Annotated in this window: 20 protein-coding genes; 6 read left to right on the top strand and 14 right to left on the bottom strand. The window is 59.7% G+C overall.

All coding sequences use genetic code 11. The features are described from left to right. The first annotated feature begins 275 nt into the window (after window positions 1-275). The 4 genes from C5L13_RS20915 to C5L13_RS20930 all read left to right on the top strand — a co-directional run bounded on the left by C5L13_RS20915 (window position 276) and on the right by C5L13_RS20930 (window position 1,813). The gene (locus tag C5L13_RS20915) at window positions 276-647 is read left to right on the top strand and encodes a type II toxin-antitoxin system RelE/ParE family toxin (protein WP_455363819.1); all 372 of its coding nucleotides are present in this window, start codon (window positions 276-278) and stop codon (window positions 645-647) included. Then, window positions 640-1,020, top strand: a complete 381-nt coding sequence (locus C5L13_RS20920) for an XRE family transcriptional regulator (RefSeq protein ID WP_105385193.1) — start codon at window positions 640-642, stop codon at window positions 1,018-1,020. The genes C5L13_RS20915 and C5L13_RS20920 overlap by 8 nt, the downstream gene beginning before the upstream one ends. Window positions 1,021-1,355: 335 nt before the next feature. After that, window positions 1,356-1,580 carry a hypothetical protein gene (locus C5L13_RS20925; protein ID WP_245571409.1) on the top strand — a complete coding sequence of 75 codons (225 nt, stop codon included), beginning with the start codon at window positions 1,356-1,358 and terminating at the stop codon, window positions 1,578-1,580. Then, window positions 1,577-1,813 carry a BrnA antitoxin family protein gene (locus C5L13_RS20930; RefSeq protein WP_105385195.1) on the top strand — a complete coding sequence of 79 codons (237 nt, stop codon included), beginning with the start codon at window positions 1,577-1,579 and terminating at the stop codon, window positions 1,811-1,813. The genes C5L13_RS20925 and C5L13_RS20930 overlap by 4 nt, the downstream gene beginning before the upstream one ends. Window positions 1,814-1,944: 131 nt before the next feature. Here the strand turns inward: C5L13_RS20930 and C5L13_RS20935 are convergent, their stop codons facing one another. The 11 genes from C5L13_RS20935 to C5L13_RS20985 all read right to left on the bottom strand — a co-directional run bounded on the left by C5L13_RS20935 (window position 1,945) and on the right by C5L13_RS20985 (window position 17,954). After that, complete coding sequence (locus tag C5L13_RS20935) at window positions 1,945-2,526, bottom strand: hypothetical protein (RefSeq protein WP_105385196.1); 582 nt, start codon at window positions 2,524-2,526, stop codon at window positions 1,945-1,947. Between the two features lie 32 nt (window positions 2,527-2,558). Then, entirely contained in the window at window positions 2,559-3,158 is a 600-nt protein-coding gene (locus tag C5L13_RS20940; protein ID WP_105385197.1) for a hypothetical protein, read from the bottom strand. Between the two features lie 123 nt (window positions 3,159-3,281). After that, window positions 3,282-3,692: a hypothetical protein gene (locus C5L13_RS20945; RefSeq protein WP_105385198.1), complete on the bottom strand. Its 411-nt coding sequence runs from the start codon at window positions 3,690-3,692 to the stop codon at window positions 3,282-3,284. 354 nt (window positions 3,693-4,046) lie between these two features. Continuing rightward, window positions 4,047-9,152, bottom strand: a complete 5,106-nt coding sequence (locus C5L13_RS20950) for a helicase-related protein (protein WP_105385199.1) — start codon at window positions 9,150-9,152, stop codon at window positions 4,047-4,049. 100 nt (window positions 9,153-9,252) lie between these two features. Beyond that, window positions 9,253-9,858, bottom strand: a complete 606-nt coding sequence (locus tag C5L13_RS20955) for a DUF1419 domain-containing protein (RefSeq protein WP_105385200.1) — start codon at window positions 9,856-9,858, stop codon at window positions 9,253-9,255. Between the two features lie 156 nt (window positions 9,859-10,014). Next, on the bottom strand, window positions 10,015-10,917 hold the full coding sequence (locus C5L13_RS20960) for a DUF3991 and TOPRIM domain-containing protein (protein ID WP_170117300.1): 903 nt from the start codon (window positions 10,915-10,917) through the stop codon (window positions 10,015-10,017). Between the two features lie 327 nt (window positions 10,918-11,244). Beyond that, window positions 11,245-12,387: a DUF4238 domain-containing protein gene (locus C5L13_RS20965; protein ID WP_342588189.1), complete on the bottom strand. Its 1,143-nt coding sequence runs from the start codon at window positions 12,385-12,387 to the stop codon at window positions 11,245-11,247. Continuing rightward, a complete protein-coding gene (locus C5L13_RS28820; protein WP_158693496.1) occupies window positions 12,278-14,284 on the bottom strand; it encodes a phospholipase D-like domain-containing protein in 2,007 nt (668 codons plus the stop codon). Before C5L13_RS28820 ends, C5L13_RS20965 begins: the two co-directional genes overlap by 110 nt. Window positions 14,285-15,480: 1,196 nt before the next feature. Continuing rightward, the gene (locus C5L13_RS20975) at window positions 15,481-16,449 is read right to left on the bottom strand and encodes a type IV toxin-antitoxin system AbiEi family antitoxin (protein ID WP_245571411.1); all 969 of its coding nucleotides are present in this window, start codon (window positions 16,447-16,449) and stop codon (window positions 15,481-15,483) included. Between the two features lie 605 nt (window positions 16,450-17,054). Beyond that, the gene (locus C5L13_RS28830; RefSeq protein WP_158693498.1) at window positions 17,055-17,225 is read right to left on the bottom strand and encodes a hypothetical protein; all 171 of its coding nucleotides are present in this window, start codon (window positions 17,223-17,225) and stop codon (window positions 17,055-17,057) included. Window positions 17,226-17,618: 393 nt separating this feature from the next. Next, complete coding sequence (locus C5L13_RS20985; protein WP_105385203.1) at window positions 17,619-17,954, bottom strand: hypothetical protein; 336 nt, start codon at window positions 17,952-17,954, stop codon at window positions 17,619-17,621. A 125-nt stretch (window positions 17,955-18,079) separates the two neighbouring features. On the opposite strand from C5L13_RS20985, the gene C5L13_RS20990 reads away from it, so the two are divergent. Both C5L13_RS20990 and C5L13_RS20995 read left to right on the top strand, forming a co-directional pair. Further along, a complete protein-coding gene (locus tag C5L13_RS20990) occupies window positions 18,080-18,556 on the top strand; it encodes an NUDIX hydrolase (RefSeq protein ID WP_245571412.1) in 477 nt (158 codons plus the stop codon). 332 nt (window positions 18,557-18,888) lie between these two features. Continuing rightward, window positions 18,889-19,371, top strand: coding sequence for a ProQ/FINO family protein (locus C5L13_RS20995; protein WP_105385204.1), 483 nt, complete (start codon window positions 18,889-18,891; stop codon window positions 19,369-19,371). A gap of 652 nt (window positions 19,372-20,023) precedes the next feature. Here the strand turns inward: C5L13_RS20995 and repC are convergent. From repC to repA, 3 genes are all read right to left on the bottom strand, one after another. Beyond that, window positions 20,024-21,238 carry a plasmid replication protein RepC gene (gene repC / locus C5L13_RS21000; RefSeq protein ID WP_105385205.1) on the bottom strand — a complete coding sequence of 405 codons (1,215 nt, stop codon included), beginning with the start codon at window positions 21,236-21,238 and terminating at the stop codon, window positions 20,024-20,026. A gap of 186 nt (window positions 21,239-21,424) precedes the next feature. Next, window positions 21,425-22,414, bottom strand: coding sequence for a plasmid partitioning protein RepB (repB, locus tag C5L13_RS21005; protein ID WP_105385206.1), 990 nt, complete (start codon window positions 22,412-22,414; stop codon window positions 21,425-21,427). After that, window positions 22,411-23,625, bottom strand: a complete 1,215-nt coding sequence (gene repA / locus C5L13_RS21010; RefSeq protein ID WP_105385207.1) for a plasmid partitioning protein RepA — start codon at window positions 23,623-23,625, stop codon at window positions 22,411-22,413. The genes repB and repA overlap by 4 nt, the downstream gene beginning before the upstream one ends. Between the last annotated feature and the right edge of the window lie 513 nt (window positions 23,626-24,138).

The following is a 24,138-nucleotide window of genomic DNA, read 5'->3' on the forward strand; positions in this document are numbered from 1 at the left end:
AATTGCAACGGAGCACAGCCGGTTTGCGGGCAAGCGAGGCGCACCGCCTTGCGCGGATCGCGGGCCTGATGTCGCGACCGTCGCGATTGAGCGTCAGCGTCAGCCGGTGCCTCGGCCTGCGAAAGACTTCTCTTCTTTCCCTTCTGATCCTCCCGGGTTACAACCCAGCCGCACTGATCGGACGTCAATCTACGGCAGAGGCAGAAACCGAGCCTGCGGCACAGCACTCTTCTAGTTTAGAACCTTGACAGCATATAACTTAGAGATCATATTTAATGGCAATGGATTGGACAGTTCTGCTCCACGATGAGTTCGACCCGGAGTTTTCCGCGCTGCCGGAAGAGGTGCAGGACGAGATCTTCGTGGCATTGCCGCTCCTGAAGGCCTACGGCCCGCAGCTCGGACGCCCATATGCCGACACGCTGAAGGGCTCGGCCCATCCGAATATGAAGGAGTTGCGTTTCAAGGCGGCGGATGGGGTGTGGCGCGTCGCCTACGCTTTCGATCCGGAGCGCCGCGCCATCCTTCTGGTCGCCGGCGACAAGTCAGGGGTCAGCCAGGCGCGATTCTACAAAGTGATGATTGCGAAAGCCGACAAGCGATTTGCGCAGCATCTCGATGCAATGAAGGAGAAAAAGAATGGCTAGAACATTGGATGACGTTCTTCAGGATCTCCCGGCCGAGCGTCGCGAGCGTCTCGAACGCCTGGGCAAAGAGCGCCTGGAGGAATACCGCACACTTCAGGACCTGCGCAAAGCCCGGGATCTGACCCAGGTTCGCATGGCCGAAACGCTTGGCGTAAAGCAGGAAAATATCTCGCGGCTGGAAAAGCGAAGTGATCTGCTGTTGTCGACTTTGCGCGGCTACGTCGGAGCTATGGGCGGTACGTTGGAACTCGTCGCCCGGTTTCCGGACCGGCAACCGGTGATCTTGTCGTCCTTGTTCGACGATGACGCCGAGCCGGCGCCGAAGCAAAGACCGCCAAGATCTCGCGTAAAAAAACACCGTTCCGCTGCCTGAGCTCAATCGCCGTCGTCACTGGACTTGAGCGCGAGGGCATCGGACCGACGTCAGGTCAATCAAAACAAAAAGGGCGCTCGACCCTTTCGGGGAGCGCCCTTTTAACCCGGACAGCATCGAACGCTCCGACCGGAGGTCGAGCAAGAGGCCGTCAGAACGGGAAGTGGACTTTAGATGAGATCCGTATCAGCGGATTTCAAGTGGCACGAAGATATTCGGCGGGCCAGAATCGAAGCCGGGAGCCGGACAGCATGACATCACGCAGATCCATTGCCGAGCGGGTAATTGCACGGGCCAGCGCCCGCGGCACTCCGATCGACGGAGACCCCGAGTTCATGGCGATCGTCGAACTGTGGGTGACTGGCGACATCGAATCCGATGAGATGCGCGATCGGTATAATGCGTTGCTGGGACAGCGTTCACGCGGAAACCGCAGCGTCGGTCTCAGTCCCGAAGGTGCGGAAATGCCCGAAGCAACGGTCCTCCAACCGAACACCGAGCCAGATGATCAGGCCACGGCTTCACTGCAGATAAAATCAGCCCACTGGAGAGAAGCATGACACGAACACCACGCCGCGCGGCCAATCCACTTGACGCCGCAGAGGCCTTGTTCAAGCCGGCAAAGAAGGTCGCGCAAGCGTCCGCCGTCGGGCGGCGCGCGCTGCCGAATGTGAAGGAGCCAGTCACCTTGAAACTCGACAGCGATGTGCTCGCCTATCTTCAAGCGGATGGCCCGGGCTGGCAGGAGCGCATCAACGACGCGCTGCGTGCCGCCATGAAGGACGATCGTTGAACTTGACTGCTCACGCGGCCGCCCGTTCAGGCGCAGCGGAATCGACGACGCAATTAGGCTATCGCACCACCAAAAGTCTCCAAACAATGAGCTCGTCACGACGGGATCAACCCGAGGATATGCTGCTCGGTTCAGGCAGCACCGAAGCGATGCAACATCATTCGAAGCTGCAGATTCTGTCGGCGAAGGCGATCAGCCAAAAGCGCCTTCAACCGGCGATTTTCGGCTTCGAGGGCTTGCAGTTCATCAATTGGAGCGTCGCTGGGAGCCGCCAAGTGGGAAGTCACCGAGGTACCGACCTTATCGCCGCCTTTAGGCGTAATTGGCGACTGACGGCCTATCATCCGCGATCGACGGGGCTTTCTTGTCGCGACGGCGGCTTTTGCAACGACTTCGACGGCTGCCAGCTCTTGAGGCTCTGAGCGCTCTTCCACAGTAGCAACGGCGATAGCAGCGATGACTTCGGAAGTCTCAGCCACCGGCGCGAGGACCGGCTCTGCAACAGGCACATTTTCCACCGCAGGCGCGACGACAGTGTCTTCGACCGTCGGTTCAGCTTGGTGCCCGTCCTCGAACAGCTGCGGCGCCACCCTGGCTGCCTGACGGGCAAATGCCTTCAGATCTGTGCTGCCCCAGATGGATCCCTGCCGGACTGCCGATCGGCGGCCCTTCGACTTGATCTCGACAACGAAATTTCTCTGCGGGGTCTTCATGTCATTCCAATCATAACAGCCTGATCGGCAGGCTATCGAATATCAAAGCGCTCGAGCATCTTTTTCAATTGAGCGTTCTGCAGTTTCAGCTTCAGCGCCAAGGCAGCCTTCAGCGCCGCGATTTCTTCGTCGAGGAGGGCAACCTCCCCAAGAAATGTCAGAGGCTGCGCCGGACGAGATACGGCCTGTGGATCCTCGCTCGGCTTCGACGGAGACTGCGTCACGACTTGAACCGAACCGGGCTTTATCCGCTTCGACTGACTTTTGCTAGGGGCCGACAGGGCTTCCACATCGGCATGGTTTGCCGGTGCTATTGCCACCGGAGTTGGATCTGGTCGCTCGATCGCGAGTTCCGGCTCTACTATGTCAACCGCTCGTTCCGACGGCAAATGGGAGGCGACTTCGCTCGGTTCGACCGTGGTATTGACCACCGGCGATGGCGAAACCGGAGGCGCGGCGGCGGCGTCTGTCGTTCCGACCGAATGATCAGTCGACGCTGCTATCGTTGCCGAAAGGTCCGGGTCACCTGCCTTGTCCTCGGCCGGTTTCTCCGGAGCAGCCGGAACCAAGGGCGACGGTTGCGTTTTACGGCGCGACGTCAGGTCCGCGAGAAATCGCCATGGTGACTTCATAGTGCTTTACCCTCGGACTTAATGCGCAACGGCGCTGCGAGATCCTTGCAGATCCCGCTTGCCAAATTTCTTGAATTACTACGCTTGCCGCTGTCAAAAGGCAGAACGACAGCACTGTTCGCGTCAGACGCGATCGAGCCGCTTGCGCAGATCGGCGTTTTCGTTGCGCAGCTTTTCGGCAAGCAGCTTGCGAAGGCGCTGGTTCTCTTCTTCCAGCTTGATCAGATCTTCAATCTCATCAAGGGCTGCGACCGGGGTCGTTTGTGGCTGTACGACAGCCTTGGGTGTGCGCTTGGCTCTGGTCGCCTTTGCTGCAATTTCGGGCTTTGCAGCGACCGCTTTGGCCTTCCTGCCACGGCCGCTTGCAGCCTTTACGGACTCCGCCGGTGCAGCAGCAGCTTGCGACGCAACGTCCGCGGGTGCGGCAACAACCTTCTTCTGGCGAGGTGCCCGCGTTTTCTTCACAGCGGGTGTCTCCACCGGCGCCGCTACACCTACAGCAACGGCGGGGGCGGTGTTATTTTCTTCAGCCATCGATCGTCTCCTTTACAGCCGAATCCTTTTCGGCCGGGCGAGATACTCTGTCAACAGGCGCTTGCGCGGGCCTTTCAGCGCCTTCGGTCGAGTGTCAGAAGACTATCGGGTCGTTGTCACCGACCTGCACCGAACGTCTAACGAGCTTATCTTAAAGCTATGAAACCTGACGTTTGTCTTTGATACGGCAAACGACGAAATAGAAAGCGCTCGACCCTTGCGGGAAGCGCCTTTTCTGGACCCGGACAGCACCTAACACGTACCATGCGGCGATGTCTGATGCCATCGGTAACGGCTGATGCCGGGGAGATATGACATCGAACCGTCACAAACAAGAAGGCTTTGAAGAATCCCTCAGGCGGCTTTGGTCGCCGCTTGAGAATCGGCATCCACGCCCTCCTCCATCTCCGTTGCGGCCAGATCCTTCTCGACCTCGGCCAGTCGTTCCCGCTTGAGTTCGAGGTCCGCCTCAAAAGCGAATGCCTCACCGAGACGTGGGCGATAGGACGCCAGACGTCGCTCGCCATCGGCAAGTCGGAGCCGATAGCCGTCGCGTTCGACCTCGAAGCCGGAGAGTGCGTGTTCGATCCGGGCGACGGCACCTATCGGCGTTGTCGTCACCGGCAGCTCGATCTCGTAGTCGCCGGCAGTCCGCTGCAGCATCGCCGTGTACCGGTAGCCGTCCTTGCCAAAGCGCTCGCCCGAATAGATCAGGTCGAATCCTCCAATCGAGGCCAAAGCTGTTTCGCCCTCGTCGCGCATCTGCACGCGGGTGATGATCTCCTTCATGACAGCACGGCCGGCAAGCTTCCGTTCCAGATATCGCTCGCTGCTCACCTCCATGACGAAGGCATCACCCGTCGTCGGCACGAGCCGATCAAGATCCTCGCCGATATCGGCAATCCTCATCGTCGAGATCTCGATGTCTCGCTCGGCATCACGGATCTGCCGACGGATCGCATGCTGATCGTCGATATGGGCGGCTTCGAGCCGCTCAAGCCTGGCGATCTCGGATTCGAGCCCGGCTTTTTGCATCAGGCGGGCATCCCCGGACGCAATCGCCTTGGCCATGGCGAACTGGTTCGCCTGTCCCTCCCCGATATCCTCCAGCCGGCGTATCGAGGTATCACCGGACAAGGCTGCCGCAATGAACCGGGCCTTTCGCTCGTTGTTCTGCCACATCGTGGCATCGAGGCTGCCAAGCGTGGCATAGGCGAAGATATCGACCTCGTCATGCTGGTTGCCCTGGCGCACGATCCGGCCCTCACGTTGCTCGATCTGCGACGGCAGCCAGGGCACGTCGAGGTGATGCAGCGCCTTCAACCGCGCCTGCACATTGACGCCCGTTCCCATGGTCTCGGAAGATCCGACGATCACCCGCACCTTGCCGGCGTTGAAATCATTGAAGAGACGCTGCTTCGCCTCTGATTTCTTGAAGTCCTGCATGAAGGCGATCTCGGAGGCCGGCACGCCCATCCGGATCAGTTCGTCGCGGATCCAGCGATAGGCCGAAAAGCCGCGCGACGCCTCCACGGAGATCGTGCCGAGATCGGAGAAGATCAGCTGGCCGGCGCCGGGTCGCTCGAACGGCTTGCCGTCCTTGCGGCAATATTCGGCCTCAGTCGTCTCCTTCCAGATGCGATAGGTATTGGCGACCAGTGCATTGAGCTTGTTCTCTGCCTCATTGTCGATCTCGGGATCGACGAGGCGTAGATCGATCGCCGCGTGCCGGCCGTCGGTGATGACAGACAGCAGGATGTCATCACCGGGCTTGACCGGCCCATTGCGCATCTCGATTGCCTTGATGCGGGCATCGAGCGTCTTTTGGTAAGTCTTGAAGGCCGTGGTCGCCTCAGCCGTCACGATTTGACGGCGACCGCCGGAAATTGAGGGTACTTTGACATACTGCCTCAGATCGGCCGGCAGCACGACGTCGGCGAAGGTGCGGAACATGGCGATCAGTTCCGGCACATTGACGAACTGGGAGAACCGCGTGACGGGCTTGTATTTGCCTGACGGCTGCAGCTCGAGCTCGGTCGAGGTGTCGCCGAAGGTCGAGGCCCAGGCGTCGAACTCGTGCAGGCCTCGCTCTGACAGAGCGGTCGCATCCATCAACCGCTGGGCCGTGAACATTTCGCCAAGCGTATTGGTGATCGGCGTGCCTGAGGCGAGTACCAGCGCCCGGCCCGGGTTTTTCGTGTCGACGAAGCGGGACTTCACATAGAGGTCCCAGGCACGCTGCGAGCCGTTCGGATCAACACCGCGCAGCGTCGACATGTTGGTGGCGAAGGAGAGCTTGCGGAACTCCTGCGCCTCGTCGACGATGATCTGGTCGATGCCGATCTCCGAGATGGTCAGCAGGTCGTCCTTGCGGGTTGCGAGCGCTTCCAGCCTCTCCTTGTGACCTTCCTTCATGCGCTCGATGCGCTTGCGCGACAGCCGGTCCTCGCGATCGACCTTGGTAAGCAGATCCTCGTAGAGCTCCAGCTCATCCTGGATCATCTGTGCCTCGAACGCCGATGGTACGGAGATGAAGCGGAAGGCGGAATGGGTGATGATGACGGCGTCCCAATTGGCGGTGGCCGCCCGCGACAGGAAACGGTGGCGCTTCTCCTTGACGAAGTTGGTCTCGTCGGCGACCAGGAGGCCGGCATTCGGATAGAGCGCCAGGAACTCACGCGCCGCCTGCGCCAGGCAATGGCCGGGCACGACCAGCATTGCCTTGTTGATCAGGCCGAGGCGCCGCTGCTCCATGATCGCGGCGGCAAAAGTCAGCGTCTTGCCGGCGCCGACGGCATGCGCAAGGTACGTCGCGCCTGCCGAAATGATCCGCCAGATGCCGCGTTTCTGGTGCCCATACAGAGAAAAGGCGCCAGAGGCGCCGGGAAGCTGAAGATGGGTGCCGTCGAAGGCGCGTGGCGCGATATTGTTGAAGGTGTCGTTGTAGATGCGCGCCAAGCGGTCCGTGCGATCGGGATCGGACCAGATCCACGATTGGAACGCCGCCTTGATCTTGCCAAGCTTCTCCTTGGCGGCTTCCGTCTCGACCGTATTGAGCACCCGGCGCTCCGTCTCGCCGTCGCGGAAGGTGTCGAAGATCTGCGGCACGGAGGAGTTCAACGCGTCCGACAAGAGCTGACCGGCATGGCGGCGATGCGTGCCCCATTCCGTGGTGCCGGCGGCCGACCATTCCAACTGGCGGGCATTGACCGTCCAGGTGGCAAGCTCGGGCATATGGTGGATGGTGATCTCGGCGTCCATCGTCTCCTTCACGAAGGCGACCACATCGGAGGCGGGGATCCATGGAGCGCCGAGACGGGCGGTGATATCGGAGGGACGCAGGTCTGCCGGCTGCACGCGCATCAGCGCCGAAACGTTGCGGGCAAACGCATGGTCGAGCTCTGCGGCAGCCTTCGCGACGGCAAGCTTCGAGCGCACCGCGCCGGAGAGATAGGCATCTGCGGTCAGCCAGGCGCCGCTTGCCGGGTCCTGATAGATCGCCTCGCCGAGCTCGGCAATGACGTCAGCCACGTCACGATGCAGGAGCTCGGCGATATGGTCGAGATCGACATGGCCGCGAGCATTGAGAACGACGGCAAGCGCGTCCGGCGCCGAAGCGATTATCGGCGCCGGAGGCGGTGCGATCACCCGCTCGGTAAAGATCGGCCCCGGCTTGGCGGTATTGGTCTCGAGATCGTAGTCCTCGATCGAGGCGACGAGCCAGCAATCCGGATCGTCGAGGAAGGGCTGCAGGTTCGGGCGCCGATGCGTCTCGCGAACCTCGCCGGTCTGCGGATCTTCGACGCTCGAGACTGTGGTGAAGTTGATCGGCCCGAAATCGCGCACGAAGCTCGACCAGGCGATGCGAAGACTGACCTGCGCGCGGGCATAGGGATGATCGCACTCTTGTAGCTTGAGGATTTCACGGACAGCGTCGCGGATCGGGATGAGCTTGCGGATGATGCGCGCCTGCTTGGCAAAGACCCCATCCGATCCCCTCGCCTTCTTCACCTCGACGGAAACGGCTTGACCATCGACGATCTGCATCAGCGCCGTCGCCTTGCCGATAAAGTAGCTGCCTTCGCGCAAGCCCGGATCGCCAAGGCGTTCGGCCCTCCCCTCGCCGGCGTCTCCCCCTTGGCCGAGATCGACAGTCGGCTCGCCATCATAGATCCCGGTTGGCAGCATCTCGATCGCGGATGCGAGAGCAGCTTCCAGATCGCTCTCGCACGGCAGGCACGTATACGTGTCTCCGTATGGGCCCGACGTGATTGCGTGGCGGCCCAGCACCATGTCCGGGTGATCGGCGAACCAGCGGTTGACGAAGATCGGCCCCTCCCCTTCCTGGTTTTCCTGCACGTCGGAAAGCTCAAGCCAGCTGTCGTCGGTCGCCGGCTCATCAGCGCGACGCTTGCGCAGGAAGAGGATGTCGACGACGACGTCGGTTCCGGCGTCCTGCCGGAAGGCGCCTTCCGGCAATCGGATCGCACCGACCAGATCGGCCATGCCGGCAATGCGCGCGCGGGCACGCGCATCCACCTTGTCCATCGTGCCGGCCGAGGTCACGAAAGCGGCGAGCCCACCCGGCTTCAGCGCCGCGATCGACTTGCAGATAAAATAGTCGTGGAGCCGGAGCCCCTCGCTTCGATAGAACGGATCGGAGCGGACGATGCGATCGGAAAACGGTGGATTGCCGATTGTAAGATCGAACGACGCGGGCAGCGATACGCGGGTGAAATCCTCATTGAGAATACGGGCACCCGGCTGAAGCAACCCGACGATCCGAGCGGTGACGGGATCGAGCTCGATACCGGTGACGCGGCTTCGGTCAGTGATCGCCTGCGGCATCAGTGCCGGAAACAGGCCGGTCCCGATGCCGGGTTCGAGGATGCTCCCGCCCTTGAAGCCCAAGCGGAGCAGACCGGCCCAGACGGCGCGGACGATGAACTCCGGCGTGAAATGGGCATATTGCGTGCAGCGGGCAAGCGATGCGTGATCGGCGCTGGATACGGCGGCCTCGAGGTCTCGGCCGAGCTTGTCCCAACCCCTGGCGAAGCTCTCCTCGCCCGGCCGGCGAAAGATGCCGTTCGCGAGATCGGAAGCGCCGAAGCCGGTGAAGCGGATGAGTTGAGCCTGTTCCGCAGGCGTCGCAGGACGGTTCTCATCGATAATCTCCGCCGCCAGCCGGATCGCCGCGATGTTTGCGACTGCCCTGTCCTTCCAGCTCTTCGCCAGGCCGCGATCGCCGGAGAGTTCGAAGTTCGCAGCCCTCGGTTCCTCGGCGGGCTCACCGGCGACCATCTTCTGCACCGCCAGTCGCGGCGGTGCCGGCCTATCATCGACAGGACGATCGACATCGACGCCTGGTGTCGGGGTGGCGAAACTGGAGGATAGATCGAAATCGGCCAGCCGGCCTATATTGGAGAACAGGTCGAACGTGAAAGGATCGTCATGCGCCATGGGGATTTCCTCTTGGGTGATGGGCGCGCGGCGGCCAGCGGATGTCGTTCCGCCTAGCGCGTGTGCAAGTGGGTTGGGAGGGTTTGAGGGTTGGCGCCGATCAGGCGGCCACGGGTTCGCCAAGGTGGCGGAACTGCACGGGCAGCTTGGCCGCGATCTCTTCATCGGTGAGATCGTCGATGAGCTTCCAGATTTTCGCCTGAGCTGCGGTAAAGACCATGACGATACGCCGGCCGGCAAAGCCCGCCGCAAAGCGCTGATCGGCAAAAGCACAGAAATCCGGTCCGGTGATGCTCCAGATGTGCTCAAGCTTTTCGGCCCGGCTCATGGCTCGCACTGGACGCGATTCCCGTTCGACGATCGCCCGGCGCATGTCATCGATCGAGCCGCTATCGGCGAGATCACAATAGCTGTGGAACCAGCGAAAGCGGCCGTCGATCTTCAGGCTGAAGAACACGCTCGTCACCTGCGCTGCCTGGAACTCGCGCATGGCGAAGTGGTCGCCACGCATGAGGAGCGGCGGCAGGATGTTAAACATGCGGTCATGGTCGACTTCGGCGATTTCGAACCATTCGCCGGCGTAGAGCCGTCCGGAAAGACGCGCCTCGTCGAAGGGCGCTTGGTTGTGGCGGTTCATCATCGCGTAGAACTCGTGGCGGCTGGCGACACCTTCGAAGATCTTGCGCGTTTCGGGACGGCTGGTCATGGCTTTCTCCTGAGGTTTTGGCCCGAAGAGCCTTGCCTCCGGACCTTTTGATCACCCCATCCGCATGGCCGCCTGGAGGTTTGCCGGGTCAGGGGCCGCGCCAGCGGGCGAAGCCTTGCCCTTGACGCGGCGAACTCCCATGCGGCAGGCCATCCTTCAGCCCTCTTCCCATTCTCGCCTTTGCTGCAGATCCTCGTTCCAGTCCCCAGCGATAGGGCGAAGCCGTTGGAAACCGCAGTCCTGTCTCGACGCGATCTGTCGCAACTTGTCGGCATAGGCCTCGCCCTGGCTGTTGCGGTCGGTCGCCGCTACGACGAGATCGAGGCCTCCGGCGAGCAGCGTCACGGCACCCTCGGTCGCCGGCGACCAGCCGCCTGCCGTGCTGGCATAGAGGGTATCGGCGCGGCGACCTTCGAGTGCCGACAAGCTCAAGGCATCGATCGCTGCTTCGGTGACGCAAAGCCGGCCGCCTGACCGGTTGCCGAACCGAAAAAGCGTCTTGGTTCCTCCGCTCGAAAATCCGCGCCACAAAGGCCCCCTCTCCTCCCAACCGCAGATTTTCCCCTCGTCGTTGTGATGGGCAAACCAGGCGCTGCCGGAAGGTCCCTGCCTGATGAGCCTGCCGTCGATCGCCTGTTGCAGGACGGGGCGCGGGATGGCACGTATGCGGGACAGGTAGTCGTGAGCGCGCGCGCCCTGGCGCAACAGTGGGCGGGCCGACCACCGTGCGGTGATCTCAGGGGCCGTCCTGCGCGACGTGCGCGGCCGCCATGTTGGCTGCAATGGCTGAACGCCGGCCAAGGCTCCGACTGCCGTCAGCGTTGCCCGAAAATCTCCGGGCTGAAGGAAGCCAATCAGCGCAAAGACGTCGCCCTTGCGGTCCGACAGTGGATCGAACCAGCCCCTTCCCTCGTGGGTGACGATGATGATGTCACCGCCGCGCCGGAATTTGACGGCGCGGCGTGTGCTCTCCTTCAGATCGATCTCAAAACCAGCCTGCTCCAGGGCGACGGCGCAGGAGACCCGCTCGCGCAGCCGCTCGATATCTTCTCGTTGCATGTCCAATGTCCTTTCCGCCTTTCAGATTGTCAGGGCAGCTTTCGCCAGCCGCGAAGACCGGCGGCTGCAAGGGCGCGATGTGAGGAAGAGCCGCGACGAGATAATGTGCGCGGCGAAGCCTCCCTTGCGGCCGACGGGGCGCCAGCGGCAAAAACACGTCAGGGATGGATGCCCGCAGGGGGAAGACCGCAAGGGCTTCCGCCTTGCCGACAGCCCGGCCCGAAGGGCGACGCCCGAGCATCGACAATCGGCAGGACCGGTCCCAAAAGAAGGCTCGTCATGCTGTGTTTCGACTTTCGGCGATCGGGGTCCGGCGCCGGCCTCGGTTCAGGCCTCGCCCAACGTTGCGCCAGTGCCGCGAATGAAGTCAAAAAAGCCGGGCTGCGGCTCTTTTGCGAGATGTTTCGATACCCAGTTCCGCTCGCTGTCATCCGCAGCAAAAGCAAACTGCCGCGCTTGCCGAACGACCTTGCGATTGTTGCGCTCGACAAGAACCCGCAAATCGGAATTCAGCAGTCTGTTCAAACCCCGAAGCGATTTCGCCGCGAGGAAGAGGAGCCGTGGACCAATGGGCAAGGTCAGGAACGACTTTTCGGACCGCAGCGGAAATTCCAGGCGCACCGGCCGGTCTGATGTCAGCAGTTGTCTGCCTTCATCGACGGCACGAACGCCCCAGTGCATATTGGCGATAAGCGAGGATATGGCGTGATGATCCGTCATGTCGGCCATGATCTTCATTCCGAGCCGATAGCCGTAATTCTCGTCCATCGAGGCAATGTAGTCCCGGAGCGATGGGGGCGCGGCAAAGCCGGGAAACTCGCGAATGACGTCCTGATAACGCGCTTCCATTCGCTGGTTGGGAATTGCCCATTCACGAGAGATATTCGCCTTTGCCGACCGGACGTCTTCCGGTCCCCGCACCAGCAGCGAGACGATAAACCAGGTCCAGTCATAACGTTCCTCACTGCTCCAGGGCCCCGAGGACCCACGCTGTTCCAGGCGCCTCAGCATCTGGCTTGCCCGATGGTCCTTCGGCTTCATGAGTTCCAGTTCGATCGCTGCGGCCTGATCGCCGGTAAAGCCGTCGAATGAATAGCCATCACGTTCCCAGCCCACACCCTTCGGCGCTTTTCGGTCGACCGCGAAATTGCCCGACGGCCAACGCGTGAACCGCGTCAGCATCCGCGGATGACCGCAGGCCCAGCGTTTTGTGTAGAAAATCGGAATATAGTGATGAACGCCAGGAGCGTTGCTCTTGTCTGGTTGGGGCAAACTTGTACCTCGATGCAAACCCGAGGAGACGACGGGGAGAAGCTCTATGGCAACGTCAGCACCGAATTGCCAGACGGGCGCTGCCTGGTCACCGGGTAAAATAGGCCGACATGCGATGCGACGCACGTTTCTGCCAATCGTCGGTGGTATCGAGGAAGCCATCCCAGCGCGGGTCGGACTTCCCGCCTGCAGCCCCATGCTTCTTGGCGTGAGCGGTGACCTCCGCTTCGGCGGCGCGGAAGCGGTAGTGATCGTAGACGTCAAGGACGTGCGCCGCATAGGCCTGGGCGAGCGCCGCGTGCCCCTCGACAATGATCAGATTTTCATCGTTCGAGTAGGACGCCTTGTAACCGAAGTTATGGCTGCCGAAGGCGACGACACATTTTTCCGGATCCATCGGATCGATCACCAGCACCTTGTCGTGGATGATGGCTCGACCGAGCGTCAGGGTCTCGTCATTCTTGAAATCGCCCACAGCTCGGCCGATTTCCCGGTCGGTGAGAGCGGTGGCGCGGATAACCGAGATGCCGGCCTGCTGAAAGACATGCGGCGACCAGGCGGGAAGCTTTTTACCGCTCGGCAGCTCCTGGCTCGGCTCATAACCCCACATCGCCTGCGTATCCGAGATCGCGCCGACAACGTTGAGCGATGTGTCTTTCAGACCGAGAGCGATCGCTTCGGAGACGACGGAGTTGACGCCGCCGCGCGAGGGCATGAAGACCAGGAAGAAGATCGCTTTTTCCGCCTTGCGCAGCAGCGAGAAGAGCCGGTCCATGTCGGGCGGCGGCAGTGCGGGCTTGGCCGATTTGGACGGCGGTTGCTTTTTGCCTGGCATATTGGGCGAGAACCAGATCTCGGCGGAGGCCCCGTTTGGGAGCGCGACGCGCGACGGCGTTCGATTGGTCTTTTTGAGCGTATCGCCTTGGGTTGCGCCCTTGGCCTTGGCGTTGAGCGGAGTGGGTTCAGGCAGTTTGTCCGCCTTGAGCTGCGTCCAATATTCGAAATAGGCGCCGGCAATCGCATCGTCATCGATGCGGACGCAATTGTTGCTCTGGCCGGCCACGCCTGACCAGGTCCAGTTGGTCGAGCCTGTTATGACTGACCGGGGGGTGCCGCCATCGTCGAGCCAGACGACGAATTTGTTATGGCCGATATGACCGGTACCGTTGAACAGTCTGTTTCGAAGCGTGCAACCGCTGCCTGGGATGTCGGCGATCGCCCGAAGGACTGCGCGCGCGGGTGCGTTGCGCGTGTCGTAGATGGTGGGTTGCTTGCCCTTCTCGTTCGGCTCAGCGTCCTCGTCCTGTCCGCTACCGGCGTCCGAGAGAATCAGGTCGAGCCGTGCAGCGTTGTCGGTCAGGAGCTTTAGCAGTTCGACGTCTTCGAGCTCGTAGAGCGCTGCATGGAAACGGCCGCCCGGCTGCGCGAAGAAATCGTGCAGGATGGGAAGGACGTCGCCGGCAAGATAGTTGCGCAGCCAGTCGCCGGGCTTGCGCAAGTGATTCTCAAGTTCGTTCGGTGAGATCGTGCCGTCTTCATTCAGCACCTTGGAGAGGAACTGGGTCGACAGGATGCCGTTGGTGAAGCTGCTTGTGAAGGGCAGCCGTTTTGTGGTGACGTCGATGACATTGGTGAAGGCGGCCGGGGTCAGGTACCCCAGCGGTATCGGCTTTCCCTCGTATGTGTGCTGGACGATCTGTCGCGTCTTGAAGTCACGATGGCTCTCCGGCACGACCTCGACTGGGTCGAGCTCCGCTTTCATCTTGCCGACCGCGCGAATGCGGTAGCGGACACGTTCGTTGTCGGGACGGCGCTGGGCTTCGTTTCGCTTCTTTCGGAGCGTGAGGTCGCGCCAGTTGAATTTCTGGACCGGCCAGACGCTGGTGTTTTGCGCCTGCCACTCAGGATTGCTCTGGCCCTTGAAGGCGACATAGGAGGCAAGTGGCCGTTCCTCTGTCACCTGATCGTTGTCGTCGAGATACTCGCGCACGATGTGAAAGCCGAGGCAGCCGGGGATCGCGGTCGTATCGATATCCCAGGCAAGATAGGCAACTTCGTTATTCGCTATCGCAACGGCTTTCAAAATTTGCGCCATGTCCCATCCCCCAATAGGTCTTCATAAAGGAGCGCAATTTCACGTTGATGACAAGCAAGCAACTTCCGCTTTCAAAAAATAAATCCAATCAACTGGACTCAAATGTTGATTGGCTGGCATGGGATGCCGCCGGAGCGACCGTCGAAACGCGCAACCGCGTCGCCAGGATGCGCAAAGAGGACTGAGCGCGGCGAAGCTTCCCTTGCGGCCGGCTGGCAAGAGGCACAACGGCGGATTGATTCCTCCCCGCGTCAGGGATGGACGTCCGGAGGGGAAGAGCGGAGCGGGCTTCCGCTTTGCCCGCAGCCCGGCCCGAGGGGCGACGCCAACCCGCAAACGTCTGAGTGAACGAATGGAGCAGAAGGGCGACGGCACGATTAAACCGAGCTTGAGATTGGGTGGATAGGAGCATCAATTTGCCTATCGCATAGCTGCAATGCACAATAAGTGATTGCGCACTGCACAACGCATAGGCATGTATGGTGCAGCTGATGCATTTGATGGCCTCCTCCCAGTGCCATCGCGTTAGCTGTTCCCCTCTGGAGGTTTTAACCTTCACACCTTAAAGGGCCCCGGTCTTCCGGTGGCCCTATTTTTCCGGTGTATTGGAGATTAGGGTCGCGAGGAGATTTGCCCGGCGAAGCCTACCGACCGACGCGCCGCTAGCGCAAACGTTCCAGAGATGACGGCCTGAAAAGGCTGGCAACCGCAGGCTTCATTTGCCGACAGGGCGGCCCGTCAGAGACGGCACTCGATCCTATCAAGTATAACGCCAAGATCTGCGAAGTTCAGCCTCTCAGTCCAATGGCTCGCAACCAGGCGTCGACCTGACCAAAAGCATCCTGCTGCCACTGCTCCGGTGAACGGTCGCCGAGCAAGCTGGATTCCTCGACGAACTGCCGAACGCAGGTCGGACCAAATCCGTCGACATTGTCGAACTTTCTGTTGATATGCTCGTAGCCGACAGCGCCGCTCTCATGCTCAAGGATTGGCTGGCTTGCCGCCGCTCGGCAGCTTCCAGGGAAAGTTCGCCGTCATCGGCGGCGCTGTCCCTTGGCTGTTGCTGGACAATGACGAGATGCGCCACGTCGGTACGTTAGACGTAGAAGGATCTGGCCCATCTCGATCAGGACTGTCTTGACCGCCATCGTGGTGCGGGTCGTCGTATTCGGTTGCCGACTGAGGATCGGGTGGACCTACTCCTGCCATGTCAGCATTTCCTCTTTCAAATGATCGGCGGCTTCGCGCCCACGCTCTCCGGCGGTCGAGAGGTCGAGGTAGGTCTGGACGGGGCTGGTGCAGTAAATGCCGGGCGCAGGCTCGATCGTATCCTGGAGGATGCCTGTATCGTGCGGCACTGAAATCCGAACATTTTCCCCCGAAGATACGGACTTGAGTCCAAGACCGTCAACGAGCTGCTCAACTCCGAGATGATCCGCAACAAAGAAATGTGTCGACGTCCTCCCGAAAGGGGCCAGCCATTTCGCGGCGGAAAAGCTCGCCAGTGCGGCGTAAAGACCATTTTTCGACAGGACGAGTGCGGTGACGATCTGCTCCTCCATCGCCTGGCCGTGCAGGGGCGTATAAAAGCGCAGGATTTCGCCCTCCGGCTCGTAGGCTTGGCGCCAGGCTTCAAGCAAGTGAGCAGGCTTCAATAGGAAGATGCCTTCGTCCGATACCTGTCCCCACTCGCGATCCTGCAGCGCCTTGCGGACATTGCTGACATGACCAAGACTGACATCGGCGGCCTGCGCCAATTCGGCGACTTTCCAGGCCCGCGCCGGTTCGCGGAGCATGACGCGTAGGACGGCTGCCGATTTCGGCTTAAAAAGGGATCTCAGCTCGCGCTTTTCGACGGCTGGCCGCGGGGGCACGATGCGTTCGATGAAAACCGTATCAAAGGTCAGCCACGCATTCCCTTCGAGATCCAGATAGGCGACCTTGTTGTCCCGGCAGAAGGATTGCGTTTCCTTCGAGAGATAGGGCGCGATTACGACCGGTGTCAGCGTCCCACCCGCAAGGGCAGCAATCGACCGCAGCTTCGAGATCGAATGTCGCACATACCGAGGCTGCCCATTTTCCTTGAGTTCGCAGACGAGCGTGTGATTTCTTCCAGCGAGATCGACCGTTACCGAAAAATCATATCCGCGGTCCGGGCCACCCACTGGCTCGTTCGCTGATGTGACTATTTTAAGCACAGGAATCTGGCGCAAAAGGTCCAGCAAACGCGTGGGACCTTGCTCGACGAACCTGTTCACCATTTCGGAGCTTTTCAACATTCGCTGAAACTATGTGTTCTGGTGAAAATAGCAACCTATTTCATCACTTTCTTTTATTTCAGCATTTGTTGAAACCAAGATAACAACTGAAATTGGCTCGATTGAGGTTTGCCAAGGGATACTGAACCATCTACCTACACAGCCCAAACGACAGCTGACGCCCCTTTCGCGACTGATATTTGGGATGCTTCAAGCGCAAAGGCGAATTGGGGTGGCGTCCATGCCAACCAGCAAACCGCGATGGCGGCCGAGCCTCGAAAATTGCTCATACTGCCCCACTGCGACGCGACGAAAAATGTCAGCGGTGGACCAAGCATCTATCCGAGCGACGTCATGATCCTCAGATGGGAATTGCAGCGACCGGTATCTTTCCCATTCCTTTCAGCATAGAGCCGGCCGAAACCGTACATCGTTGCGGTCGCCGTATGGGCGATACCAAATAGGAAGCTGATGACTGTGACCAACAGGCTGAATCTTGAGGATAGCGATCGCTACGAGCGAACAACAGTCGCCATCTGCACTAGGCGCTGGATCCGCGCGCCATTGTCGATGCGCTCGCCAAAAAATCGGTTTCCGGCCATGGTCGTGATGGAGACCAGCGCGGAGTAGACGCTTATCTTCCAAGGCTGCTCGCCCTGGTCTTCAACGATGAAGTAGCCCATGAAGGGCGCCAATGAAGCGCTGCAGAGGGCTCCGACGAGAAGGCAAAACGGGATCGAGTTTGACGACCAGTTGGATCGAAAGTTCATCGGGCAGCGCTCTAAACGGAATCGGTGGGCGGCGGGCCTATTGAATCAGGCTGTATCCGTTCAAGTTGTCACAATCAACGCGAGTTCTTACAGCTGATAGCAGACTATTGAGACATCCATGTCGAGGCTGATCGGAGGCTGCCGCTGGCAGTCAATTGCAAGGGTACGGCCGTTGGGGGGGATGTCTCGGACGCAAGCAGCGGTCGTTGCGACGGTTCCAATACGTAGAGGCGAGATGGATTGCCCAGTTCCGCCGGCGAACTGACGGCTAACTACTGGCCAATGACTCTGGCTTACCGTCCAGTGCTACGACACGACCGGCGGCGACATCGATGGGTCCGGCCGCCTCTTGGAGGGCTTCCGCGATGGAGCGACTTCGGCTTCCTCGGCATCGTCAACCTCTGCATCGCCGTTGCCGACTTCGCTCATCCGATGCTTGATGGCCAGCGCGTAGATCGTATCCAGCACGTGCCGGTCGGTGACATCCGGATCGGTGAGCGCAAGAAGTGCTGCACGGACAATCCTTTTACTTGAGGTCTTTGGGCAGCGCTCAACCACAAAGTCGTAAAGTGCCTTGTCGGATAGGCCTTCGGTGGCACCGTCCACGAGAGCGTGATAGATTTTCTTGCGTTTTTCACCCATTGCATATCTCCTTGCGTCGCGCGGCAAGGATAGTCGTCGAACTGTCACAAACAAGGGTAATCTCAAGCGTCAGATTGCGAACCTCCTTTGCACGAAGGTTCGTCCGCCCAACTGGGGATGCGAGCATGATTCCGCAAGCAGCGATGCAAGTCGAAGTCTACGAGGATGAGGCTGAGTTCGATCGCGCCGAGGTCTCAGCACCGAACGAGATCAAGCAAGCTGGAGCAATCTGTCTCCGCAGGAAAAACGGCCAGGAAAGAGTGGAGATTCTTTTGATCGGCAGCCTTCGCAATGGTCGATGGGGTATACCGAAGGGACATATCGAGCCTGGCGAAACATCTCGCGACACCGCCGAGAGGGAGGCTTTCGAAGAAGCCGGCATTAAAGGCACGGCTACGGAGCGGGTCCTCGGGTCGTTTGCCTATACAAAGGAGGGCAGCCCCTTTCGGTACTGTGTTGCCGTTCACCTCCTTGTGGCAACGGATATCGCGAGCGATTTTCCTGAGAAGGACAGGCGCAAGACGAAATGGGTGCCGATCGACGTCGCTCACCGGGAGATCGCCCAGACCCCGCTTGGTCAGATTATTCGCGACCTGTTCTAATTGTTCTGGTCCTTGAATGTCATAAAGTTCCTTGTCACTATCGCCCACCGTAGCGCCTCGACCAGAGCATCATTGACTGCCGAGCGACAGAAGACATCCCGTGTGGTGGCATGTCGTGCTATTGATCCCAACACGCAATACTTACCAGAGCGCCCTCCCCTTCCCTCGATGGTCGAGCCTCTGTTGCCGCCGAAAAACTTTCATACAACCTGCCTTGCCAATGCGTGAGCTTGGGTGCGATTACTCACCACGGTGAGGCACCAAATACGTCGAAAAGAACCGAGAGGTCCAGTTCTGTATTTTTGTGGGAAGCGTGACCTCAGAGGACCGTTATGAAGCCCTGGACGGCCAGCCGTGGCCCAATCGCAGCAACGGAAACCGATGTCGCAAAGGCAAGCGTGATCAATACGCTAATGACATCCCCGGCCGCAATTTTCCCCAAGAAGGCCGGCGACCCGATCCTTCCGTTTTCGATCGGCTTGTTCGAAGACCTCAAAAGCCGTTTGAAGCCTGGCGTTGGGACGACTGCCCTGAGACGCGCAGTCGCTGTCTATGTCCATTCAAAGCGATACTATTTCGCGAGCGCCCAGCCAGACGCCATGCGTCATAATATTGACGGGGAAGTGGTTGAGCCGGTCTCGGCAGCAGACCGAATACTGGCGCAGGAGCGCTTCATGACCTTGAAGCGAGACAAAGAACCACCCTCGCCTGCTACCGTTGATGACAATGTCGCGGCGGCAATACCAAGCAAGAATGAAAGGATCCGCGCCGCCCTACTTTCACGCAAAAGAGATCCGGGTCCGGCGTCTGACTAACTCTCTGGCACCGCTGCGCCGCTATCGGCTTAGCAAACTGCGCGAGTCGACACGGTTGCAGTTAGGCGCGCCTAACTCGCAGACCCTCATCATGTGTACGCTCCGAGGCGCGCCTCGTACGTCAGCCTGTTTCAATTCTCGCGCCATTTCTTGGCGTCGACTGGCAATGCTCAAGCCATCTTAAACGATGACAAGCAAGTAGACGTTGGATCCCATGGTGTGCCACGGAGACCGGCAAGTTAGGCGCGCCTAACTTCGCACCACAGAGCAGGTGACGCCGCCTTTCTTCGCGCTGCCCAGGCGCCTCTCCCATCGGAGGCTCCGACCCGATGCCGGCGGCGCTCGGGAGTTGCGATGATCGCCGCGCCGGCCCCAGTATGTTCAAAGCTCAGATCTCTGCATAGGCCGTGTTACTCCTACCAAAACAACCTCGACACCTCGCTGCTGCGCCGATCTTGAGACACCGGCCAACTCCGCATTTCTACATCGGCGCCTCGGATCCGGCTCGACACCGAGTGCACTGCACCCTTGAGGTACGATCGCCCCGAGGAGAATTGGCGAGGCCGTTCCGTGACAACGGGAACCCACATCAAACGGCTATGGACCTGACGCCACGAGATACGAAATTTTCGAATAGAACTCGGGGGAGAGGTTAGGCGCGCCTAACTGCTCCCCCACTGTTCACCTTCAGCTGCGCCATGACCATCGGTCCAAGCGAAAACTCTCCTCGCTCCCAGCGCCGCGTCAAGTCGCGCAGATAGCCGCCGGGCGAGGTGATAAAGTTCGCTCGCTCCAGAATGCAGGCCATCGCGATTGCCGCATTTTCCGGTCCCATCGCATCGCAAGCGTCTTGATAGGCCGATGGGCTGACACCCAGCATCGATCTGACGACAACCGCAGCTGACATCAGATCACGCCAGCCTCCCACCGCACCGCCTTGTCCATAGTCGCAAATCTGCGGGCAGGCCTTCAGCACAACACCCAACGGGAAGGATGTGCTCGCCAGACGCGGGGGCAAATCAGTTCCACCAGACTTTGCCCCCTGCTCTTTTCGAGAGCTAGGTTCAAGTTCACGGATAGATTCGGGTTTTGAATTCTGTATGTGGCGCTCACCATGAGCATCATTGGTGCTAATAATTTCGGGTTCTTCGTGGATACTCAGGCGGCTAAGCACCTCGGCGTAAAGCAACTGCATTTCACCGAGCAGGCTATCGACGTCAGCATGCGATGGTGTGCGGGGGAGACGCGCCGTCAGATTGATGTAGATGTCCTCGATCGCTTGCCAATCACCCTCCGCGCCTTCCTCAATGGCGGCGCTGATCAGTTTCCGGACGTCCCTCCGGCATATTGTTAGCGTCTCCTTGGCCCTTCTGAACGCAACACGAGCAGCCACGACCTCCTGCGCCATCAGGGCAAGTTCCTCAGCACGAGCGAGAAGCGGCGACAGGTCGAAGCCGAAGGCCGTCTCTATATCGCCATCACGACCCTTCCGCGCAAATCTCTTGCCGTTGGCGCTGTCTTTTCGCACGATCAGGCCGGCATCGACGAGAATTGCCAGATGGCGCCGAAGCGTAGCCCCCGCAATACCGTGGGCGCGGAGTGTCAACTGGGCATTCGAAGGGAAGACAATCATCTGCCCGTCCTGACGAAGTTCATTGGTCGGATGGAACGTTAAGAGCGCATCCAGGATGGCGACGCTGCGATCCTGAAGGCCAAGCGTCTCCCGGGCTTCAGCAACATCTCGGAAGACCTTCCATTTCTCGACAGACTTACCAGGCTTGATCTCGTTCGCGGCCACCTGCCGCTTCACGAGGGCAAGCGTCATCGACCGCCGCCCAAACGGCGTCGTCACACTTCCAGTATGCATCGTCTTTCACCTTTCAGAAGGCAAAAGAAATCCACTCACCAAAACGGCGCCAAGACTCTTGACGAAGATTCATGGAAATGCGATTCTCTGTCTTGCTACAGAACAGATAAGGGCTTCCACGACGGCGACGTTGAGGGGGCTCTTTTCTTTTGCGGGTTTCACTCCGTGGTTCGTTGATCCAGCGTGCTATTTCGCTGAGCGGTGCTCGCGATACAGTTCCTCAAGCTTCTCCAGGACGAGCGCGGCAAACTCAGGCGCTTCTTTCCGGTCGATGGCGATTTCCAGTTTCCCGTCGGTGTTCAGCACTTTCGCAAGGCGCTTTCCGTCGTCGGCGGTCCACACGTCAACAGCCGCCGGAGCTGCCCGCGGTTTCAGGTGCGCGATAAGAGCCTTGAAGCGTGCCTCCGAGGGGAGGGACTTACCCTGCGCCGATTCGAGAAACAGCTTGGCCAAGTCGAGCGAACCGTCCTTGGCAAGCAGGTCTGCAAGCTCAACCCAGCTCCGGCGCCCCACACCCGGGGCAGCACCGATTGCATTGATCAGATCTCGGGGGATCCTGACCACGACAGACAGCATGTAGGACAGATCGCTCTTATAGACAGACAGGGCTGACATGATGACGTCCCTGGTAAAGCGCTGCTGCAGATTGTCGGCGAAGAGGGCCTTCTCGATATAGGTAAGATCCTCGCGCTCGTTGTTCTCCTGTCCCTGCGCCACAACGAGTTGCTCGTCCGTCAAATCGCGAACGATCGCCTTGACCGGCCGTTCAAGCGCCTGAACTGCGCGAAGCCGACGGTGACCAAACGCCACTTGATAGCGACCGGCCTGGTCCGGGTGAGGGCGGACAAGAATCGGCACCTGCTGGCCTTGCTCCTTAATCGAAGCCATCAGCCCCTCAATATCGCCCGGCATGCGGTCTTGCACAAAGGAAGGCTCGACCTCGGCTGGGTCGATCTCGACCACAGTCTGACCCTCGGCAAGTCGCCGTTCGATCTGATCTGCACGGGCCTGACGGGCCTTTTCCTCGCGGATTGTGGACCCGACCTGCTTGACAAGCTTGTTGTCCGCCGTGGATTCGTCAGACTGCACAGACGGCGAAAGCAGCGGCCGACCCTGTGTCTTTGCCGGGCGTGCTGCGTCGACCTGTACGAGGTTCAGAAGGTTCTTCCGGCTCATGCGGCTCTCCCCCAGGATTTCTTGATCAGGGTCTCGATTTCCTCGTTGACGTTGTTCATCGCCTCGAGGGCACGATCGTATGTGCTACGCGTAAACTGACCTCTCTCGACCTCGTAAAGGGTCTGGTTGGTCAGTCCGGCATCAGAAACGGCCGTGGTCTTGAGCATTGGGAAATTTAAGACATGGGAACCAAAGATCGACCGCAAATAGCCAACCATCTGGTTCTGCGGTCCATCGGCAGGCTCAAAGCGCGTGATCAGATAGCGCATCCATGAAAAGTCGACGTTCCCCCCCGCTGTTGCGACCTCCCGAAGAAGTTCAGCAACCATCGCCAGGAACTGGTTCATCGACATAACGTCCAGCATCTGGGGATGAACCGTCACGATCACCGACGTCGCGGCGGTGAGGGCGGACAGCGTGAGATAGCCAAGTTGCGGCGGGCAGTCGATGACGACCACATCGTAGTTGCTTTCGACCTCGTCCAAAACCTGGCGAACCCGGTCGAAGAACATCACATCGCCCACTTGGCGCTTCATCAATGCTCGCGGGGTGTCGTGCTCAAATTCCATAAGCTCCAGATTTCCTGGGATCAGGTGGAGATCGGGAATGTATGTCGATCGGATGATCTCTTGGATGGGGCGGCGCTCGTCATCATAGCGAATAGCGCCGTACATGGTTTCGTTGGAACCGACATCCAGTTCGGGCTGGTTGCCAAAGAGCGCCGAAAGGCTCGCCTGAGGATCCAGATCGAGAGCAAGAACCCGGTACCCCCGCAGTCCCAGATATTGCGCCAGGTGCGCGGCCGTTGTGGTTTTTCCGGAGCCACCCTTGAAGTTCATAACGGATATGACTTGCAGCACTTCACCATCGCGCCGGTGCGGGAGATACCGCCGGTCAGCGCGGCCGACACGATCGAGATGCCTGCGGATCTTGTCGATGTCTTCAACCGAATACGAGCGACGGCCGCCCGCCGTCGTGCTCACCTCAAGATCCTCGATGTCGTTCGACACCTGACGAAGGTAGACTTCCTTGACACCCACGAGCTTGGCAGCTTCTGATGGCTGGAAATGCCGAATCCCTTTCTCGGCAACCGGTGGGAATGTGCTCAGGTGATGTGCTTGAAGCTGCGTCGCAAGCGCTGAGGAGTGCCGTTCGATGAGCTCGACCAACGTCTCCTGTGCCGCTAATTTCTTTTCAGCCGTTCGCTTCATTTTCAGCCCGATATCTCACAACAGCGCTTTGAGGCGGTCAAAACCGATTTGCACCGCTGTTGCAATAAGCCGCGATTCTGGTGTGTGGGCAAGCTATTTATGGTAAACGAATTCTTAACGAAGCTGCTGGTCTTAAAGGAAAATCGGCTCTCCTCACTCGCAAATACCAAACGAAACAAGCGTTTGACGTCTTTGAGTGCACATACGAAAATCCCGTCAAAAAAGTAGTTGAGAATACAGAAGAATGGCTCGTTCTCACTCGTCGCTGCTTACTTTTCGGATAGTGGCCTATGCGACTCAGTGGAGTCGCGTCCCTAGATGCCACCATTATTCGACTTCAGAGGCGCCGCGGACCGCGATATGAGAAAACAAAAATGTCCATGACAACAGTCCCGCGCTCCCCCGGACTGTCTATTGCAGGGAGCCTTACGATTAACTGCAAACGACGAAGTCGATCTAAACGTTGTCGAAACACTTTTTACGATATCGCGGGCCGATGGGTATATGAAGTAG

It is taken from the genome of Neorhizobium alkalisoli, assembly GCF_002968635.1.
GTDB classification, from domain to species: Bacteria; Pseudomonadota; Alphaproteobacteria; order Rhizobiales; family Rhizobiaceae; genus Neorhizobium; species Neorhizobium alkalisoli.

Bases quoted from the DNA above. Each gene is read 5' to 3' on its own strand.
- C5L13_RS20915 (WP_455363819.1), top strand. From the start codon at position 276: ATGGCAATGGATTGGACAGTTCTGCTCCACGATGAGTTCGACCCGGAG.
- C5L13_RS20920 (WP_105385193.1), top strand. From the start codon at position 640: ATGGCTAGAACATTGGATGACGTTCTTCAGGATCTCCCGGCCGAGCGT.
- C5L13_RS20925 (WP_245571409.1), top strand. From the start codon at position 1,356: ATGGCGATCGTCGAACTGTGGGTGACTGGCGACATCGAATCCGATGAG.
- C5L13_RS20930 (WP_105385195.1), top strand. From the start codon at position 1,577: ATGACACGAACACCACGCCGCGCGGCCAATCCACTTGACGCCGCAGAG.
- C5L13_RS20935 (WP_105385196.1), bottom strand. From the start codon at position 2,526: ATGAAGACCCCGCAGAGAAATTTCGTTGTCGAGATCAAGTCGAAGGGC.
- C5L13_RS20940 (WP_105385197.1), bottom strand. From the start codon at position 3,158: ATGAAGTCACCATGGCGATTTCTCGCGGACCTGACGTCGCGCCGTAAA.
- C5L13_RS20945 (WP_105385198.1), bottom strand. From the start codon at position 3,692: ATGGCTGAAGAAAATAACACCGCCCCCGCCGTTGCTGTAGGTGTAGCG.
- C5L13_RS20950 (WP_105385199.1), bottom strand. From the start codon at position 9,152: ATGGCGCATGACGATCCTTTCACGTTCGACCTGTTCTCCAATATAGGC.
- C5L13_RS20955 (WP_105385200.1), bottom strand. From the start codon at position 9,858: ATGACCAGCCGTCCCGAAACGCGCAAGATCTTCGAAGGTGTCGCCAGC.
- C5L13_RS20960 (WP_170117300.1), bottom strand. From the start codon at position 10,917: ATGCAACGAGAAGATATCGAGCGGCTGCGCGAGCGGGTCTCCTGCGCC.
- C5L13_RS20965 (WP_342588189.1), bottom strand. From the start codon at position 12,387: ATGGGGCTGCAGGCGGGAAGTCCGACCCGCGCTGGGATGGCTTCCTCG.
- C5L13_RS28820 (WP_158693496.1), bottom strand. From the start codon at position 14,284: ATGGCGCAAATTTTGAAAGCCGTTGCGATAGCGAATAACGAAGTTGCC.
- C5L13_RS28830 (WP_158693498.1), bottom strand. From the start codon at position 17,225: ATGGGCTACTTCATCGTTGAAGACCAGGGCGAGCAGCCTTGGAAGATA.
- C5L13_RS20985 (WP_105385203.1), bottom strand. From the start codon at position 17,954: ATGGGTGAAAAACGCAAGAAAATCTATCACGCTCTCGTGGACGGTGCC.
- C5L13_RS20990 (WP_245571412.1), top strand. From the start codon at position 18,080: ATGATTCCGCAAGCAGCGATGCAAGTCGAAGTCTACGAGGATGAGGCT.
- C5L13_RS20995 (WP_105385204.1), top strand. From the start codon at position 18,889: ATGAAGCCCTGGACGGCCAGCCGTGGCCCAATCGCAGCAACGGAAACC.
- repC (WP_105385205.1), bottom strand. From the start codon at position 21,238: ATGCATACTGGAAGTGTGACGACGCCGTTTGGGCGGCGGTCGATGACG.
- repB (WP_105385206.1), bottom strand. From the start codon at position 22,414: ATGAGCCGGAAGAACCTTCTGAACCTCGTACAGGTCGACGCAGCACGC.
- repA (WP_105385207.1), bottom strand. From the start codon at position 23,625: ATGAAGCGAACGGCTGAAAAGAAATTAGCGGCACAGGAGACGTTGGTC.